17 protein-coding genes and 1 pseudogene are annotated in these 15,048 nt (G+C 72.9%); 7 read left to right on the top strand and 11 right to left on the bottom strand.

The window, feature by feature from the left end:
• Positions 1 to 41: 41 nt before the first annotated feature.
• The 3 genes from ACIGAN_RS25440 to ACIGAN_RS25430 all read right to left on the bottom strand — a co-directional run bounded on the left by ACIGAN_RS25440 (position 42) and on the right by ACIGAN_RS25430 (position 2,039).
• Entirely contained in the window at positions 42 to 827 is a 786-nt protein-coding gene (locus ACIGAN_RS25440; RefSeq protein WP_399860801.1) for an electron transfer flavoprotein subunit beta/FixA family protein, read from the bottom strand.
• Positions 828 to 1,047: 220 nt separating this feature from the next.
• Positions 1,048 to 1,542, bottom strand: a complete 495-nt coding sequence (locus ACIGAN_RS25435; protein WP_365742322.1) for a flavin reductase family protein — start codon at positions 1,540 to 1,542, stop codon at positions 1,048 to 1,050.
• 83 nt (positions 1,543 to 1,625) lie between these two features.
• Positions 1,626 to 2,039 (bottom strand): thioredoxin family protein, encoded by a 414-nt coding sequence (locus ACIGAN_RS25430; protein WP_365742349.1) that lies wholly within the window; start codon positions 2,037 to 2,039, stop codon positions 1,626 to 1,628.
• 78 nt (positions 2,040 to 2,117) lie between these two features.
• Here ACIGAN_RS25430 and ACIGAN_RS25425 point away from each other — a divergent pair, with 78 nt between their 5' ends.
• On the top strand, positions 2,118 to 2,534 hold the full coding sequence (locus ACIGAN_RS25425) for a DUF4395 domain-containing protein (RefSeq protein WP_365742324.1): 417 nt from the start codon (positions 2,118 to 2,120) through the stop codon (positions 2,532 to 2,534).
• Positions 2,535 to 2,721: 187 nt separating this feature from the next.
• Entirely contained in the window at positions 2,722 to 3,450 is a 729-nt protein-coding gene (locus ACIGAN_RS25420; protein ID WP_365095925.1) for a lysophospholipid acyltransferase family protein, read from the top strand.
• 125 nt (positions 3,451 to 3,575) lie between these two features.
• On the opposite strand, the gene ACIGAN_RS25415 is transcribed toward ACIGAN_RS25420, so the two are convergent.
• The 5 genes and pseudogenes from ACIGAN_RS25415 to ACIGAN_RS25395 form a co-directional block, all read right to left on the bottom strand.
• Complete coding sequence (locus ACIGAN_RS25415) at positions 3,576 to 4,286, bottom strand: B3/4 domain-containing protein (protein ID WP_399860797.1); 711 nt, start codon at positions 4,284 to 4,286, stop codon at positions 3,576 to 3,578.
• 9 nt (positions 4,287 to 4,295) lie between these two features.
• Positions 4,296 to 4,481: pseudogene (locus tag ACIGAN_RS25410) on the bottom strand (transglutaminase); the annotation flags it as partial.
• A gap of 66 nt (positions 4,482 to 4,547) precedes the next feature.
• Entirely contained in the window at positions 4,548 to 5,618 is a 1,071-nt protein-coding gene (locus ACIGAN_RS25405) for a threonine aldolase family protein (RefSeq protein ID WP_365095931.1), read from the bottom strand.
• Positions 5,615 to 6,364 carry an SDR family oxidoreductase gene (locus ACIGAN_RS25400; protein WP_365095973.1) on the bottom strand — a complete coding sequence of 250 codons (750 nt, stop codon included), beginning with the start codon at positions 6,362 to 6,364 and terminating at the stop codon, positions 5,615 to 5,617. The genes ACIGAN_RS25405 and ACIGAN_RS25400 overlap by 4 nt, the downstream gene beginning before the upstream one ends.
• A 41-nt stretch (positions 6,365 to 6,405) precedes the next feature.
• A complete protein-coding gene (locus tag ACIGAN_RS25395; RefSeq protein WP_399860795.1) occupies positions 6,406 to 7,803 on the bottom strand; it encodes a DUF6421 family protein in 1,398 nt (465 codons plus the stop codon).
• 250 nt (positions 7,804 to 8,053) lie between these two features.
• Between ACIGAN_RS25395 and ACIGAN_RS25390 the strand changes: the two genes are divergently transcribed.
• Positions 8,054 to 8,737, top strand: a complete 684-nt coding sequence (locus ACIGAN_RS25390) for a glycerophosphodiester phosphodiesterase (RefSeq protein ID WP_365095937.1) — start codon at positions 8,054 to 8,056, stop codon at positions 8,735 to 8,737.
• A 3-nt stretch (positions 8,738 to 8,740) separates the two neighbouring features.
• Here ACIGAN_RS25390 and ACIGAN_RS25385 read toward each other — a convergent pair whose 3' ends face one another.
• Entirely contained in the window at positions 8,741 to 9,280 is a 540-nt protein-coding gene (locus ACIGAN_RS25385) for a GNAT family N-acetyltransferase (protein WP_399860792.1), read from the bottom strand.
• A gap of 72 nt (positions 9,281 to 9,352) precedes the next feature.
• Here ACIGAN_RS25385 and ACIGAN_RS25380 point away from each other — a divergent pair, with 72 nt between their 5' ends.
• On the top strand, positions 9,353 to 9,745 hold the full coding sequence (locus tag ACIGAN_RS25380; protein ID WP_399860789.1) for a VOC family protein: 393 nt from the start codon (positions 9,353 to 9,355) through the stop codon (positions 9,743 to 9,745).
• Between the two features lie 92 nt (positions 9,746 to 9,837).
• Positions 9,838 to 10,599, top strand: coding sequence for a VOC family protein (locus tag ACIGAN_RS25375; RefSeq protein ID WP_399860786.1), 762 nt, complete (start codon positions 9,838 to 9,840; stop codon positions 10,597 to 10,599).
• An 80-nt stretch (positions 10,600 to 10,679) separates the two neighbouring features.
• Here ACIGAN_RS25375 and ACIGAN_RS25370 read toward each other — a convergent pair whose 3' ends face one another.
• Positions 10,680 to 11,222 (bottom strand): MarR family winged helix-turn-helix transcriptional regulator, encoded by a 543-nt coding sequence (locus ACIGAN_RS25370; RefSeq protein ID WP_399860784.1) that lies wholly within the window; start codon positions 11,220 to 11,222, stop codon positions 10,680 to 10,682.
• Positions 11,223 to 11,485: 263 nt separating this feature from the next.
• Positions 11,486 to 13,174 carry an FUSC family protein gene (locus tag ACIGAN_RS25365; RefSeq protein ID WP_399860781.1) on the bottom strand — a complete coding sequence of 563 codons (1,689 nt, stop codon included), beginning with the start codon at positions 13,172 to 13,174 and terminating at the stop codon, positions 11,486 to 11,488.
• A 150-nt stretch (positions 13,175 to 13,324) separates the two neighbouring features.
• Between ACIGAN_RS25365 and ACIGAN_RS25360 the strand changes: the two genes are divergently transcribed.
• Positions 13,325 to 13,897 carry a DUF5134 domain-containing protein gene (locus ACIGAN_RS25360; RefSeq protein ID WP_399860779.1) on the top strand — a complete coding sequence of 191 codons (573 nt, stop codon included), beginning with the start codon at positions 13,325 to 13,327 and terminating at the stop codon, positions 13,895 to 13,897.
• A gap of 123 nt (positions 13,898 to 14,020) precedes the next feature.
• Positions 14,021 to 14,956, top strand: coding sequence for a M56 family metallopeptidase (locus ACIGAN_RS25355; RefSeq protein WP_399860776.1), 936 nt, complete (start codon positions 14,021 to 14,023; stop codon positions 14,954 to 14,956).
• Positions 14,957 to 15,048 lie beyond the last annotated feature (92 nt).

Here is a 15,048-nt window from a genome sequence, read left to right as displayed (position 1 = left end):
CCTGCTTGCGAAAGATGAGGGGCGGTCAGCGAATGCGGGGCTCAGATGAACTTCTGGCCCGCGAGGAACTCAGCGAGCTGCTTGCCGCCCTCGCCCTCGTCCTTGACGATCGTGCCCGCGGTACGGGCCGGACGCTCGGCCGCGCCGTCGACCACCGTGTAGGCGCCCTCCAGACCGACCTCCTCCGCCTCGATGTCGAGGTCGGACAGGTCCCAGGACTCCACCGGCTTCTTCTTGGCCGCCATGATGCCCTTGAAGGACGGGTAGCGCGCCTCGCCCGACTGGTCGGTCACGGACACGACCGCCGGCAGGGAGGCCTCCAGGGTCTCGGAGGCGGCGTCGCCGTCGCGGCGGCCCTTGACCGTGCCGTCCTCGACCGAGACCTCGGAGAGCAGGGTGACCTGCGGGACGCCCAGACGCTCGGCGAGCAGCGCGGGGACGACGCCCATGGTGCCGTCGGTGGAGGCCATGCCGGAGATGACCAGGTCGTAGCCGGCCTTCTCGATCGCCTTGGCCAGGATCAGGGAGGTGCCGATGGCGTCGGTGCCGTGGATGTCGTCGTCCTCGACGTGGATCGCCTTGTCGGCGCCCATGGACAGCGCCTTGCGCAGGGCGTCCTTGGCGTCCTCGGGACCCACCGTCAGGACGGTGATCTCCACGTCGTCGGAGTTCTCGGAGATCTGCAGCGCCTGCTCGACCGCGTACTCGTCGAGCTCGGAGAGCAGACCGTCCACGTCGTCCCGGTCGACGGTCAGGTCATCGGCGAAGTGCCGGTCGCCAGTGGCGTCGGGCACGTACTTCACAGTGACAACGATCCTCAAGCTCACGCCGGCTCTCCTACTGCATCGTCATTTCTCGGCTGCCTCTTGCAGGCAGCATAGGCGCCTCAAGCGGCCGATCCCGGTCGGGGCGACCCACGCTCCGAGCGAAATATTACTCGTCAGTACACAGAGTTCGTTCCCGCTAAGCAAGCGCTTTGAACTGTGACCTTCGCAACGCAGCGTAACCGGAACTCGACGGTCACGCAGCCCGGCGGAACGCCCGGATTCAGTCGCCCAGGCGCCGGAAACGTCCCTGGTGGTAGAGGAGGGGGCGGCCGGTGCCGGTGGGGTCGCCGTGCACGACCTCGGCGATCACGATGCGGTGGTCCCCGGCCGGCACGCGCGCCACCACCCGGCCGACCAGCCAGGCGAGCACGCCGTCCAGCACGGGGACGCCCTCGGGCCCCTCCCGCCAGGCGGTGGGCGCGCCGAAGCGGTCGGCTCCGCTGCGGGCGAAGGTGGCGGCCAGCTCCTGCTGGTGTTCGCCGAGGAGGTGGACGCCGACGTGGCCGGCCTCCGCCATCGCGGGCCAGCTGGAGGCGTTGGTGCCGATGCCGAAGGAGAGCAGGGGCGGCTCGGCGGAGACGGAGGTGAGGGACGTGGCCGTGAAGCCCACCGGACCGGCTTCGCCACGGGCGGTGATGACGGCGACGCCCGCCGCGTGCCGCCGGAAGACCGAGCGCAGGAGGTCGGTCGTCGTGGTCAGGAGGTCCGCTGGCATGGGGTCAGACTGACGATAAATGGTCGGCGCAGTCAAGTGCGTTCCGTGATCCGGGAGATGACCCACCGGCGACGTCGCGTCCCTCACACCGCCTCCCCCAGCGCGGCGATCACGTCGGCCTTGCGCGGCTGCCCCACGGCCCGCCGCACCACCCTGCCGTCGGCGTCCAGCACCAGCACGGTCGGGGTCTTCAGGATGTCCAGCCGCCGCACGAGGTCCAGGTGCGCCTCGGCGTCGATCTCGACGTGGGCCACGCCCGGCACCAGGCCGGCGACCTCGCCGAGGACCCGCCGGGTGGCCCGGCAGGGCGCGCAGAACGCGCTGGAGAACTGCACGAGCGTGGCCCGCTCGCCGAGCTGCGCGCCCAGGTCCGCCGCGCCCAGCCGCCTGTCCTCGTCCCGCCCGCGCACCCGCACTCTCCCGCTCCGCCGCTTGTGCAGCACTCCGAAGGCGCTCGCCGCCGCGAGCACCGCCACGCACACCACCAGTCCGGTCATCATCTGCTGCAAGCGTTCACGAGACCGCAAAGATTCCCGCCACCGCAACCGCGCGTTGCTGCGGAATGCTTGGTTCCCATGGACATCGATGCAAGAGGGCCGCGTTTCGGCGCGGTCGTCACGACCGTCGTGCTGGCGGTGGTGCTGGTCACGGGGAGCGTGTGGCTGCTGGCGTGGCAGACGCTGGCGTTCCTGCTGGGCGCGGCGGGCGGGGTGCGCCGGTCGCCGTACGGATGGCTGTTCGCCCGTGCCGTGCGGCCCCGGCTCGGGCCGCCCACCGCCTTCGAGGCCCCCGAACCGCCGCGTTTCGCCCAGGCGGTGGGGCTGCTCTTCGCCGGGCTCGGCCTCGTGGGCTTCACCCTGGGCCCCGAGTGGCTGGGACTCGCGGCGACCGGCGCGGCGCTCGCCGCCGCTTTTCTGAATGCGGCGTTCGGGTACTGCCTGGGCTGCGAGTTGTACCTGCTCGTGCGGCGGGCGACGGTGCGCGCGGAGTAATGCGGACGTAAAAGCACGAGGTGGGGATCGGCGGCGACGTGACGAGAATCTCTCCGGCCGCGGGCACGAGGACTGGCTACCCGGCCGTTCTTGGGGCACCATCTGCGACAAGCCGTAAACCTACGGCTGCGTAACTTGTCCGCTGGGAATCCCTTCCCAGGCAGAGCAGGAAGGGTCCGAACCGCCCATGGCAGAGCTCGTCTACCGTCCCGTCGTCGGTTTCGCCCGCACGCTGTTCAAGGTGTGGGATCTCAAGATCGACTGCCAGGGTTCGGAGAACATCCCGCGCTCGGGCGGCGCCGTGCTGGTGAGCAACCACATCAGCTACCTGGACTTCGTCTTCAACGGCCTGGCGGCGCTGCCGCAGAAGCGGCTCGTGCGTTTCATGGCGAAGGAGTCGGTCTTCCGGCACCGGATCTCCGGTCCGCTGATGCGCGGCATGAAGCACATCCCCGTGGACCGCAAGCAGGGTGAGGCGGCCTACGCGCACGCCCTGGACTCGCTGCGGTCGGGCGAGATCGTCGGGGTCTTCCCGGAGGCGACGATCTCGCCGTCCTTCACGCTCAAGAGCTTCAAGTCGGGCGCCGCGCGCCTGGCTCAGGAGGCCGGAGTCCCGCTGATCCCGATGGCGGTGTGGGGCACGCAGCGGCTGTGGACCAAGGGGCACCCGCGCAACTTCAAGCGCAGCCACATCCCCATCACCATCCGGGTGGGTGAGGCGATCGAGGCCTCCCGCGACAAGTACGCCGGCGCGATCACGCGACAGCTGCGCGACCGGGTCCAGGAACTCCTGGAGGCCGCCCAGCGCGCCTACCCCGTGCGCCCGAAGGACCCGGACGACACCTGGTGGATGCCGGCCCACCTCGGCGGTACGGCCCCGACGCCGGAGCAGGTGCGGGCGGCCGAGGCGCACTGACGCCGGGACGTCCGCGGCTCCGGCGGGGTGAGTGACTGAGGCGGTTGCGGGGGCGCGAGCAGCTCAGGCGACGCGGTCGCTGCGGCGGCTCGGGCGGCGCGAGTCGCTCGTGCAGCGCGAGCAGCTCAGGCGGCGCGCTCGGCGGACCACGGAGCGCGGATCTCGATGTCCGCGCCCGGACTGAACTTCTCCAGCAGTTCGGCGAGTTCCGCCGCGGCCGCCGTCACGTCCTCGACCCGCATCGGGGCCATGGCCTCCAGCAGGAAGACGCCCGAGGTCGTCCGCTCGGTGAGCCGGGTGCGCGGGCCCTGGCGCCAGTTCCAGCGGCGGCAGGTCACGCCCGCGTCGTCGCACCACACCACTTCACCCGCGTCGGGGTGCTCCAGGGTCTCCTCGCCGCCCGCGACGGTCACGAAGTCCTCCGCGCCCGTGGCCCGCACCAGGCGCATGCCGCCCTGGATCAGGTCGAGATCCTCGCCGCCGACCGGGATCAGATGGGCGACGCTGACGGCGTTGTAGAGGTCGACGAGCAGGTTGATGCGGGGCAGCCCGGCGTCCGTCAGAGCCCGCTTGGCCAGGGCCTCCGCGGAGTTGCGGGTGCGCGACGGCTTGGCGCCGAAGGCCGTGTAGACCGCGCGCCAGGCCGCCATGTGCGGGTCCTCGTGCGGGGCGCGGCCGTCCAGCCGGGCCGCGAGGCGGCGGGCGGCGTCGTCCAGCAGTTGGGCGCCGGCGTCCGTGCTCGGCCCGTTGACCAGGCCGTGCGCCTCGATCGCGACATGGGTGAAACCGGGCGCGAGAGCGCGGACGTCGTCGGAGACGGTGAGCGTGAGCGTCATGGTCGGGCCTCAGAGTGCGGTGGGGAGCGTCTGCCACAGGTGCGACCGGTCGGGTGATGCGCGCAAGGCGTCCAGCACGGCCGGGTTCGGTGCAGCATACAGGACTGGATAGTCCACTTCATTGGACGACGGATCCACCACGAAGGCGAGCCGCTCACCGTCGAGGGAGAACCGCGCGTCGACGCCCGGCTTATTGCGGCCGTGGCGCGCACGACCGGATGACTCCGTGCACAGCGCGGGCGTCCCCGCCGGTGGGAGGCCCTACCGGGCCATCTCCTCCTTCAGCGCCGCGAGGAACGCGTCCACGTCCTCCTCGGTCGTGTCGAACGCGCACATCCAGCGGACGTCGCCCGCGGCCTCGTCCCAGAAGTAGAAGCGGAACCGCTTCTGCAGGCGCTCGCTCACGTCGTGGGGCAGGCGGGCGAAGACCGCGTTGGCCTGCACCGGGTAGAGGATCTCCACGCCGTGCACGGACCGCACGCCCTCGGCCAGGCGCTGGGCCATCTCGTTGGCGTGCCGGGCGTTGCGCAGCCACAGGTCCCGGGCGAGCAAGGCCTCCAACTGCACCGACACGAACCGCATCTTGGAGGCGAGCTGCATGGACAGCTTGCGCAGATGCTTCATGTGGCTGACGGCGTCCTGGTTGAGGACGACGACAGCCTCGCCGAAGAGGGCGCCGTTCTTCGTGCCGCCCAGGGACAGGATGTCGACGCCGGCGACGTCGGTGAGCGTGCGCATCGGGACGTTCAGGGTCGCGGCGGCGTTGGCCAGCCGGGAACCGTCCAGGTGCACCTTCATGCCGTGCGCGTGGGCGTGCTCGCACAGGGCGCGTATCTCGTCCGGTGTGTACACCGTGCCCAGCTCCGTGGCCTGGGTGATCGACACGACCTGCGGCATCGCCCGGTGCTCGTCGTCCCAGCCGTACGCCTGCCGGTCGATCAGCTCGGGCGTGAGCTTGCCGTCGGGCGTCGGGACGGTGAGCAGCTTCAGCCCGCCGACCCGCTCGGGCGCGCCGCACTCGTCGACGTTGATGTGCGCGCTCTCGGCGCAGATCACCGCGCCCCAGCGGTCGGTGACCGCCTGAAGCGCGACGACGTTGGCGCCGGTGCCGTTGAAGACCGGGAACGCCTCGGCCGAGGCACCGAAGTGGCTGCGGACGACGCTCTGCAGGTTCTCGGTGTAGGCGTCCTCGCCATAGGCGACCTGGTGCCCGCCGTTGGCCAGGGCCAGGGCGGCGAGCACCTCCGGGTGGGCGCCGGCGTAGTTGTCGCTGGCGAAACCGCGGACGTCGGGGTCGTGATGGCGGCGGGCGTCGGTCTTCGGCGGGTTCACGGCTTCTCGGTGAGCCACAGACGGTTTCCGTTCACTTCGGCGGCGGGCTTCTCCCAGACTTCGGTGATGGCCTCGGCCAGGTCCTTGACGTCGGTGAAGCCCGCGAACTTCGCGTTGGGGCGGTCGGCGCGCATCGCGTCGTGCACCAGTGCCTTCACCACCAGGATCGCAGCCGCCGAGGTGGGGCCCTCGGGGCCCCCGGCCTTGCGGAAGTAATCGGCCATGGCCAGCGTCCACGCCTCGGCCGCCGCCTTGCCCGCCGCGTAGGCGGCGTTGCCCGCGGTGGGCTTGGTGGCGCCGGCGGCGCTGATCAGCACGTACCGGCCGCGGTCGCTGCGCTGCAGCGCCTCGTGGAAGGCGAGGGAGGTGTGCTGCACCGTGCGCACGAGCAGCATCTCCAGGAAGTCCCAGTCGTCCAGGCTGGTCCTGGTGAACGTCTCGCTGCCGCGCCAGCCGCCGACGAGGTGGACCAGGCCGTCGACGCGGCCGAAGTCCTTCTCGATGCGGTCGGCCCAGTCACGGGTGGCCTGCAGGTCGAGCAGGTCGACCGTGTCGCCGGTGACGGTGGCGCCGCCGGTCGCGTAGCTCGCCGCGTCCACCGCCTCCGCCAGCCGCTCCGGGTCGTTGTCCGAGCCGATGACGGTCGCTCCCGCCTCGGCCAGCCTGAGCAGCGCCGCCCGGCCCGCGGGCCCGCCCGCACCGGCCACCGCGATCACCGCACCGCTGAGCGCCCCGTTCCCCGCCATGTTCTTCGCCTCCTGAGCAGTGTTCTCGGTACGCCGATCGCTCACGCGGCGATCCGCTCGGTGCTGTCCGCCGTGATGCCCTTGGTGGAGGCGATCACGTTCTTCAGCTTCTTGGACAGTGCCTCATAGAACATGCTCAGCGGAAACTCGTCCGGAAGCACGTCATCGACGAGCTTGCGCGGCGGCTGCGTCAGGTCCAGGGCGTCGGGGCCCTTGGCCCACTTGGAGCCCGGGTGCGGGGAGAGGTACGTGGAGACGAGCTCGTACCCGGCGAACCAGTGGACGAGCTTGGGCCGGTCGATGCCGTCGCGGTACAGCTGCTCGATCTCGCCGCACAGCGCGTTGGTGACCTGCGGGGCGCGCTCCCAGTCGATGGTGAGCTTGTTGTCGGTCCAGCGGACGACGTCGTGCCTGTGCAGGTAGGCGAAGAGGAGCTGGCCGCCGAGACCGTCGTAGTTGCGCACGCGCTCGCCGGTCACCGGGAAGCGGAACATGCGGTCGAAGAGCACCGCCACCTGGACGTCGCGCGCCTGCGGTACGCCCTCGGCCGCCAGTTTGACGGCCTCCTTGAAGGCGGTGAGGTCGCAGCGCAGCTCCTCCAGGCCGTACATCCAGAACGGCTGGCGCTGCTTGATCATGAACGGGTCGAACGGCAGGTCGCCGTGGCTGTGGGTGCGGTCGTGGACCATGTCCCACAGCACGAACGCCTCCTCGCAGCGCTTCTGGTCGTGGACCATCGCGGCGACGTCCTCGGGCAGCTCCAGGCCCAGGATGTCCACGGCGGCGTCGGTCACGCGACGGAAGCGGGCGGCCTCGCGGTCGCAGAAGATGCCGCCCCAGGTGAAGCGCTCCGGCGCCTCGCGCACGGCGATGGTCTCCGGGAACAGCACGGCCGAGTTGGTGTCGTAGCCGGAGGTGAAGTCCTCGAACTTGATGCCGCAGAACAGCGGGTTGTCGTAGCGGGTGCGCTCCAGTTCGGCCAGCCAGTCCGGCCAGACCATGCGCAGCACGACCGCTTCGAGGTTGCGGTCCGGGTTGCCGTTCTGCGTGTACATCGGGAAGACGACCAGGTGCTGCAGACCGTCCCGGCGGTCCTGCGCCGGCTGGAAGGCGAGCAGCGAGTCCAGGAAGTCGGGCACCTGGAAGCCGCTGTCGGCCCACCGGGTCAGGTCCTTGGCCAGGGCCTCGTGGTACGCCTGGTCGTGCGGGAGCAGCGGGGACAGCTCCAGGACCGCGTCGGCGACCTGCCGGACGGCGAGCTCGGCGTCGGCCGGGTCGGGCGCGTCCTCGGCGTCGAAGTCGATCGACCCGTCCTTGGACTGCCATGGCCGGATCCGCTCCACGGCATCCTTGAGCACGGGCCATGCCGGGTGCTCCACCACCCTGGCCACGGGAGGAACCCCGTCCTCCGAACCCATCTGCACAAGAATTTCCGTCATGTCCCATCCTCCACGGGAGAATCTCACGTATGCAGACCGTATACACACGAGGTTCCTCCCAGCAAGGGCCACCTCGGGAAATTATCCTGCCGCACCCCGTGCTTCACCGCACTTTTTCCTGCCGATCACGCTTATGCCCGTCCCCGTGTCGGCCATGCCCTCACGCTCCGCAAGGCCCTGGCGCAGGCGATACGGTCGGAGGGGCCCTGCGGGCCCTCACTGCCGCCTGTCGACGGAAGAGAGTCGCGTCTTGAACTTCCTCACCATCGGTCACCGCGGAGTCATGGGCGTGGAGCCCGAGAACACCCTCAGGTCCTTCGTCGCCGCCCAGGAGGCCGGCCTCGACGCCATCGAACTCGATCTGCACCTGAGCAAGGACGGCGCGCTCGTCGTCATGCACGACACGGACGTGGACCGCACGACCGACGGCACCGGGCCGATCGCCGAGAAGACCCTCGCCGAGCTGCGGGCCCTGGACGCGGGGCGGGGCGAGCGGGTGCCGGTCTTCGAGGAGGTCCTGGAGGCCGTCCGGGCACCGCTCCAGGCGGAGATCAAGGACGTGCACGCGGCGCGGGTCCTGGCCCGGGTGATGAACGAGCGGGACCTGGCCGGGCGGGTGGAGGTGTCCTCGTTCCACGACGAGGCGATCGCCGAGATCAAGCCCCTGGTGCCGGGGGTGCGCACGGCGCTGATCGCCAGCCGCTACGGCACGGACGTCGTGGACCGCGCCGTCGCGGCCGGCGCCGAGACGGTCTGCCTGAACATCCGCCGGCTCACCCTGGAGATCGTGGAGCGCGCCCGGGCGGCCGACCTGAGGGTCATCGGCTGGGTGGTGAACACGCAGGACCAGCTGCGTCTGGTCCGGGCGTTCGGCCTGGACGGCGCGACCACCGACCACCCGGACATCAAGCGCACGGGCCGCTTCACGGCCTGACGGCTAGCCGAGCTCCTTGACCAGCAGCTCGAACTGCAGGTCGTCGCGGAGCGGGATGCCGAAGCGCTCGTCGCCGTACGGGAACGGGGTCATCCGGCCCGTGCGGCGGTAGCCGCGGCGCTCGTACCAGGCGATGAGGTCCTCGCGGACGGAGATCACGGTCATGTGCATCTCCGTCACCCCCCAGGTCTCACGGGCCTGCCGCTCCGCCTCGGCGATGATCACCTTGCCTAGACCCGCGCCCTGGAGTGCGGGGCTGACCGAGAACATCCCGAAGTAGGCGTGGTCCCCGCGGTGTTCCAGCTGGCAGCAGGCGACGATCCGCCCCTCCCGCTCCACGGTCAGCAGCCGGCTGTCGGGCGCCTTGACGACGGCCCGCACCCCCTCCGGGTCCGTCCGCTGCCCCGCCAGGATGTCCGCCTCGGTGGTCCACCCGGCCCGGCTGGCCTCGCCCCGGTAGGCGGACTCGATCAGCGCGACCAGTTCGTCCACGTCCGCGTCGATGGCGTCGCGGAAGGTCAGTCCGGTGGCAAGGGTGTCCATGGGCGTACGTCTCCGTGTCCTGGGCGCGGCTCGGGCAGGGACGAGCGTAACCCTGCCACTAGGCTCCGGTGCATGGTGCATGTACTGAGCAGCCGGATCCTGCTCCGCCCCACCGACCCCGAGAAGTCCCGGGCCTTCTACGGCGAGCAGCTCGGGCTCGCCGTCTACCGGGAGTTCGGCACGGGGCCCGAGCGTGGCACGGTCTACTTCCTGGGCGGCGGCTTCCTGGAGATCTCGGGGCGGTCCGAGACACCGCCCCCGCCCGCCGTGCGGCTCTGGCTCCAGGTCGACGACGTGACAGCGGCCCGGGACGAGCTGGCGGCGAAGGGCGTGGAGATCGTGCGGCCGCCGGTGAAGGAGCCCTGGGGGCTGGTCGAGATGTGGATCGCGGACCCCGACGGCACCCCGATCGTGCTGGTGGAGGTCCCGGCCGACCATCCGATCCGCTACCGCCCCGGCATCTGAGCCGCGCGGCACACCGGCGGGTTGTGCCGGATGGCAGGGGGCACCGGCGGCGGCTTAGCGTGCTGCAGGGGGTTCCCTGCGGAAGGAACGCCATGAAGCTCGACGCACCGGTGACGGGCGGGCCCTGCTGGACCGAACTGGGCACCAGTGACCTGGAGGACGCGCGGCGGTTCTACACGCGGCTGTTCGGCTGGCGGCCCGAGACCGACCCGCGCCAGGAGGCGGGCGGTTACACCGTCGCGCACCTGGGGCGGGACGCGGTGGCCGCGCTGACGCCGCTGTACCAGCCGTCCCAGCCGGTGGCCTGGACGGTGTCGTTCGCGGTGACGGACGCGGATGCCGCCGCCCGTGCGGTGACGGAGGCGGGCGGGGCGGTGCTGCTGGGGGCCACGGACGTGTTCGACATGGGTCGTTTCGTGGTGGCGGCCGATCCGGGCGGGGCCGTGTTCCAGCTGTGGCAGGCGGGGACGTTCGCGGGTGCCGGGCTGCTCAACGCGCCGGGCGCGCTGGGCTGGGTGGAGCTGTTCACCCGCGACCCCGAGCAGACGGTGGCCTTCTACACGCGGGTGTTCGGATGGACCGTCGACGCCGGGGAGCGCTACACGCGGTGGGGGGTCCGCGGGGCGGACTTCGGGGGCATGGTGACGATGGACGACAAGTTCCCGCCGGAGGTGCCGGCGCACTGGCTGCCGTACTTCGCCGTGGCGGACGTGGACGCCACGACCGCGGTCGTGCAGCGGCACGGGACCGTCCTGATGGTGCCGACGTCCGTGCCGGACGGGCCGCGCATCGCGGTACTGCGGGATCCGCAGGGAGCGATGTTCGGGGTGTACCGAGCGGGCGACGGCTTCTGAGACACGGGATCGGCCTGTCCGGCGGGTTCGGCGGGTTCGGGGGCCGTCGGCGGGTCGGGGGGCGTCGGCGGGTCGGGGGCTCACGTCCGCCGCGCGCCCGGTCTGCCCTCCAGCTGGGCGAGCAACTCCGCCAGCAGCGCGGACAGTTCGCCCTGCTCCGGGCCGTCCAGGCCGGACAGCACGACGGTCTCGTAGGCGAGCTGGTCCGGCAGGATGCCGTCGACGAGGTCGCGGCCGGCGTCGGTGAGGCGCAGGTGGGCGACGCGGCGGTCGCGTGCGTCGCCGCGGCGTTCGACCAGGCCGCGCTCCGTCAGCTGCTTGAGCCGCTTGGTGACGGCGGCGCCCGAGGAGAAGGTCTCCCGGGCCAGCTCCCCGGGCGTCAGCTCGCGCCCGGTGCGGCGCAGCGCGCCGAGCAGATCGAACTCGGGGCGGCTCAGCCCGGCCCGGCGCAGCGGGGCGTCCTCGGCCTGCTGCAACAGGGCGGCGCAGCGGTTGATCCGCCCGATGATCTCCATCGGCCCCGTGTCGAGGCCGGGGTGCACGGCACGCCACTGCCGCACGACGGCGGAGACGGTGTCGGCCCGCCGCGCCCCGGCCACCCCCGCCTCGAAACCGGAGGCCACAGAACCGGAGGCCTCACCGGCCGGGCCGTTCCCCGCCTCGGAACCGGAGGTCTGCGCCGCCGCCTCCGCTCCGGGCCGGCCGGCACCGCCCCCCGCGGGGTGCGCACCGCTCGCCGCTCCGGTGGTGCCGGACGCCCGTCCGTCCGCGCCGTCGGTCCCGGGCGCGGTGGTCCGTCGGTCCTCCCGCGCCTGCGCCGAGCCTGTCGCCGATCGCGGGCCGGGGCCCTGGCCGGGACCCGTGGGCGATGGTCCTTCCGTCGGCGTCATGGCCGTGCGTCCTCCGTCTCCATGTCCGGACCGCGGTCCGGGAGCAGCCCCTGGCGTCGTGCCGTAGCGGCGAGCGTACGGTGTCCGGACTGCTCGGCGAGCACGACCCGCTCCTGGGGCAGTGCGCGCTGCCACCATTCCCCGGCCGCGGCGTCGGCGGTGGCCCGCAGCTCCGCCAGGGCGACCGCGAGCCGGCGGCGGGCGACTTCCAGGGCGGCCGCCCCGGGGTGCGGATCGGCCAGCAGCCGGGTCGCGTGTTCCCGGGCCCGGTCGGCGGCGGTCAGGGCCTGTTCGACCCGGTCGCCCGCCCGCCGGTCGGTGACCGCCAGGGCGGCGGCGAAACCGACCAGCGCCCCGACGACGGTGTCCACGACCCGCTCGGCCATGAGCTCGCCGGGCCGCTGCCGCCCGGCGAACTCCGTGATGAGCAGCGCCATGGGCGTCACGCACACGCTGCCGAGCCAGTAGTTGCGGCTGATCAGCGCCTCCGCGCCGAAGGCGAACGCCACGCAGCACAGCACCAGGGCCGCACCGCCCAGGTGGGCCAGCGGCACGACGGCCGCGAAGACGAGCACCCCGACGACGTTGCCCACGACCCGCTGCACGGCCCGGCTCCAGGTCAGGGCGATGTTGACCTGGTAGAGCGAGGCGGCCGTGACCAGCGCCCAGTACGGGCGGCCGATGCCGAGCGCGAGGGAGACGTATCCGGCGAGCGCGCAGCCCAGCGCGGTGCGCGCCGCGAGCGGGGTGAGCGGACCGAGCCGTGCCCGCAGGGACCGGGACGGCTCCGCGCCGAGCGTTTCGTCCGCCTCCGTACCGAGCAGTTCGTCCGCCGCGGCGGGAGGCAGCGCGGTGTGCGGGACGGGCCCCGTGGAGCGCAGGGTGCGGGCCCACGCCCGCAGCCGGGCGGCGTCCGCGTCCGCCGGCGCGGCGAGGGCGACCTCGGCCCGCACCACGAGCCGTTCGAGCGCACGCCGGGTCCGGGCCGGCGCGCGGGTCGACAGCAGCGACTGCCAGGCGGCCTGCACCGCGGCGTACCCCGCGGCGCGGGCCGCCGCGTGACCCTCCCCCGTCCCGCCCGTGTCGGCGTACGCGGCGGCGGCCCGCAGGGCGCTCGCGGTGGCGCGGCGCTCCGGGCCGTGCGGGCGGAGCAGCGCGGGGGCCATGCAGACCAGCCAGGCCCAGGCGCCGGTCGCGGCCGCGAGCGCCAGCTGGCCGGGGACCCGGTCGAGGGACTGCGGCACGAAGAGGGCGGCCGAGCTGACGAACGTCAGGACGACGTTCCCGGGCGGGCCCACCCGGGTCGCGTCGCACAGCGCCTTCTGCGCGGCGGCCAGCAGCGCGCCGACGGTGACCAGGACGACGGCGCTGCCGGTCAGCGAGGCCGTGACGAGGGCGGCGGCGAGCCCGCCGAGCATGCCGAGCACCACCCACAGCAGGGCCGCGGCACGGGCCGCGTAGGGCCGGTTGTGGGTGTACAGCGCGCACAGGACCCCCGCCATGGCGTACATCGCGAGGTCGAGCCGGCCGAGCGCGAGCAGGGTGAGGTCGGGCGGGGCGACCGCCGCGACGACGCTCAGCGCGGGCTTGAACCAGATGTCCGAGGGCCGGCCGGGGCGCAGCACGCCGGCCATGGGGAGGCGCCGGGCCGGCGGGGAGGCGGAAGTGGGGGGCACACTGCTCATGACGGACAAGATTAGCAGGTGTTTTACTCGTAAAATATATCGGTTCACCTGGCGTGCTCCGTCGAATGCCCCCCGTGTACACCCTTGCGCTCGCGTGCGCGCCGCACCGCCCGGGCATCGAATGACCGACTGTCGAACGGGGAGGTGCGCGTGCACGGACCGGCTTCGTCGGGCTGGCTGCTGGTGGCGCTCTGCGCGGTGACCGGCGCCTACTGCCTGGCGCGGATGCGCGGCGGTGGCGGTGAGCAGCGGCGCGGCGCGGGCGGCGAGGCGCTGATGGGTTTCGGGATGGCCGTGATGGCGGTGCCCGCCGCGGTGTTCACTCCGCCGCCGTGGGCCTGGCCCGCCTACGCGGTCGTGTTCGGCGCGGCGGGCGTGCACGCGCTGTGGGCGGCACGGTCCGGTGCCCACCACCTCCACCATCTGGTGGGGGCCGCCGCGATGGTCTACATGTCCCTCGTCATGGCCGGCTCCCCCGCCCACGCCCACGGACGGGACGGCTCCGGGATACCGCTGCTGACCGGCGCGCTGCTGCTCTACTTCGCCGGCTACGTCCTGCTCAGCGGTGTCCGGCTGGTGCCGGTGGGGGCGCTGGCCGGGGGCGGGACCGGGGGCGGAGCCGGGGGCGGTGGCGCCTCCGGCTGGGGCGACCGTCCGGAGCTGGCGCGGGCCTGCCGGCTGGCCATGGGGATCGCGATGGTGGCGATGCTGCTGACGCTGTGAGCGGCCGGGGTTCGGCGGGGGTGCGGCACGCCGCACGGCACGCCGTGCGCAATCCGTTGCCTGCGTCACTTTGCCGCCGCGAGACGTACCCCTGGGCGGGGCCGCGCTCATAGGCTGCCTCCCATGATGCTCCCCGCGGCGCTGCTGCTGCTCGGCGCCCTGACCGCCGTGGCCGGCCCCCGGCTGCTCGCCCGGGCCAACTGGCCGGACCGGGAACCGGTCGTGGCGCTGTGGATGTGGCAGTGCGTGGTGGCGGCCGTCCTCGTGTGCTGCGCCCTGTCGATGACGTTCAGCGCGGCGGCGGCCTGGCACGCGGTCGGCGGACCCGTCTTCGCGACGGCGCCGACCGGGGTGGTCGAGGCGTACGCGCTCGGCACGGCGGGCCCCTGGGCGGCGACCACCGCGGTCGCCCTGGCCTGCGGGGCGCTGTGGAGCGCGGCGATGCTGGTGCGCGAGATCGGCCGGGCCCGCGCCCGGCGCCGCCGCAGGCGTGCCGATCTCCTGGTCCGGGCGCCGCTGCTGCCGGGCGAGGTGGCCGTGTCCGGCCGGCTGGTGGTCCTGGAGAGCGAACGGCCCGACGCCTGGTGGCTGCCCGGCGCCCCGCCCCAACTGGTCGTCACCACCGCCGCGTTGCGCCGTCTGAAGGGCCGGCAGCTGGACGCGGTGCTGGCACACGAGCAGGGGCACGCGCGGGCCCGGCACGACTGGCTGCTGAACTGCTCCTCGGCTCTGGCGGGCGGATTCCCGCAGGTGCCGGTGTTCGCCGCGTTCCGCGACGAGATGCACCGGCTGGTCGAACTCGCCGCCGACGACACGGCCTCCCGCCGCTTCGGCCGGCTGACGACGGCCCTGGCGCTGGTGGAACTCAACGAGCACCGGGGCGTGTTCGGGCCCTGCCCGGCCCCGACGGCTCATGTCCCGGCCCGGGTGCGCCGGTTGCTCACTCCCCCGGACCGGCTGACCGCGGCCCGGCGCCTGCGGCTCACGGCGGCGGCCGCGCTGGTGCCCGTGGTGCCGGTGCTGGTGGCGTTCGTACCGGGGCTGCGGGCACTGGGGTGACGAAGGCGACGCGCGGGGCACGGGGTGACAGGAGCCTTTCCCCGGGCCGGGGGTGACGGGCCCTGCCCGTCCCCGGGAAACGAGGGTGCCGG

It is taken from the genome of Streptomyces sp. NPDC085931, assembly GCF_044540565.1.
Taxonomy (GTDB): domain Bacteria; phylum Actinomycetota; class Actinomycetes; order Streptomycetales; family Streptomycetaceae; genus Streptomyces.
The sequence above is the reverse complement of the archived record's forward strand: the minus strand, read 5'-3'. Positions and strand labels throughout refer to the sequence as shown.

Bases quoted from the DNA above. Each gene is read 5' to 3' on its own strand.
- ACIGAN_RS25400 (WP_365095973.1), bottom strand. From the start codon at position 6,364: ATGGCGGGGAACGGGGCGCTCAGCGGTGCGGTGATCGCGGTGGCCGGT.
- ACIGAN_RS25420 (WP_365095925.1), top strand. From the start codon at position 2,722: ATGGCAGAGCTCGTCTACCGTCCCGTCGTCGGTTTCGCCCGCACGCTG.
- ACIGAN_RS25415 (WP_399860797.1), bottom strand. From the start codon at position 4,286: ATGACGCTCACGCTCACCGTCTCCGACGACGTCCGCGCTCTCGCGCCC.
- ACIGAN_RS25385 (WP_399860792.1), bottom strand. From the start codon at position 9,280: ATGGACACCCTTGCCACCGGACTGACCTTCCGCGACGCCATCGACGCG.
- ACIGAN_RS25425 (WP_365742324.1), top strand. From the start codon at position 2,118: ATGGACATCGATGCAAGAGGGCCGCGTTTCGGCGCGGTCGTCACGACC.
- ACIGAN_RS25395 (WP_399860795.1), bottom strand. From the start codon at position 7,803: ATGACGGAAATTCTTGTGCAGATGGGTTCGGAGGACGGGGTTCCTCCC.
- ACIGAN_RS25430 (WP_365742349.1), bottom strand. From the start codon at position 2,039: ATGACCGGACTGGTGGTGTGCGTGGCGGTGCTCGCGGCGGCGAGCGCC.
- ACIGAN_RS25380 (WP_399860789.1), top strand. From the start codon at position 9,353: ATGGTGCATGTACTGAGCAGCCGGATCCTGCTCCGCCCCACCGACCCC.
- ACIGAN_RS25375 (WP_399860786.1), top strand. From the start codon at position 9,838: ATGAAGCTCGACGCACCGGTGACGGGCGGGCCCTGCTGGACCGAACTG.
- ACIGAN_RS25435 (WP_365742322.1), bottom strand. From the start codon at position 1,542: ATGCCAGCGGACCTCCTGACCACGACGACCGACCTCCTGCGCTCGGTC.
- ACIGAN_RS25355 (WP_399860776.1), top strand. From the start codon at position 14,021: ATGATGCTCCCCGCGGCGCTGCTGCTGCTCGGCGCCCTGACCGCCGTG.
- ACIGAN_RS25365 (WP_399860781.1), bottom strand. From the start codon at position 13,174: ATGAGCAGTGTGCCCCCCACTTCCGCCTCCCCGCCGGCCCGGCGCCTC.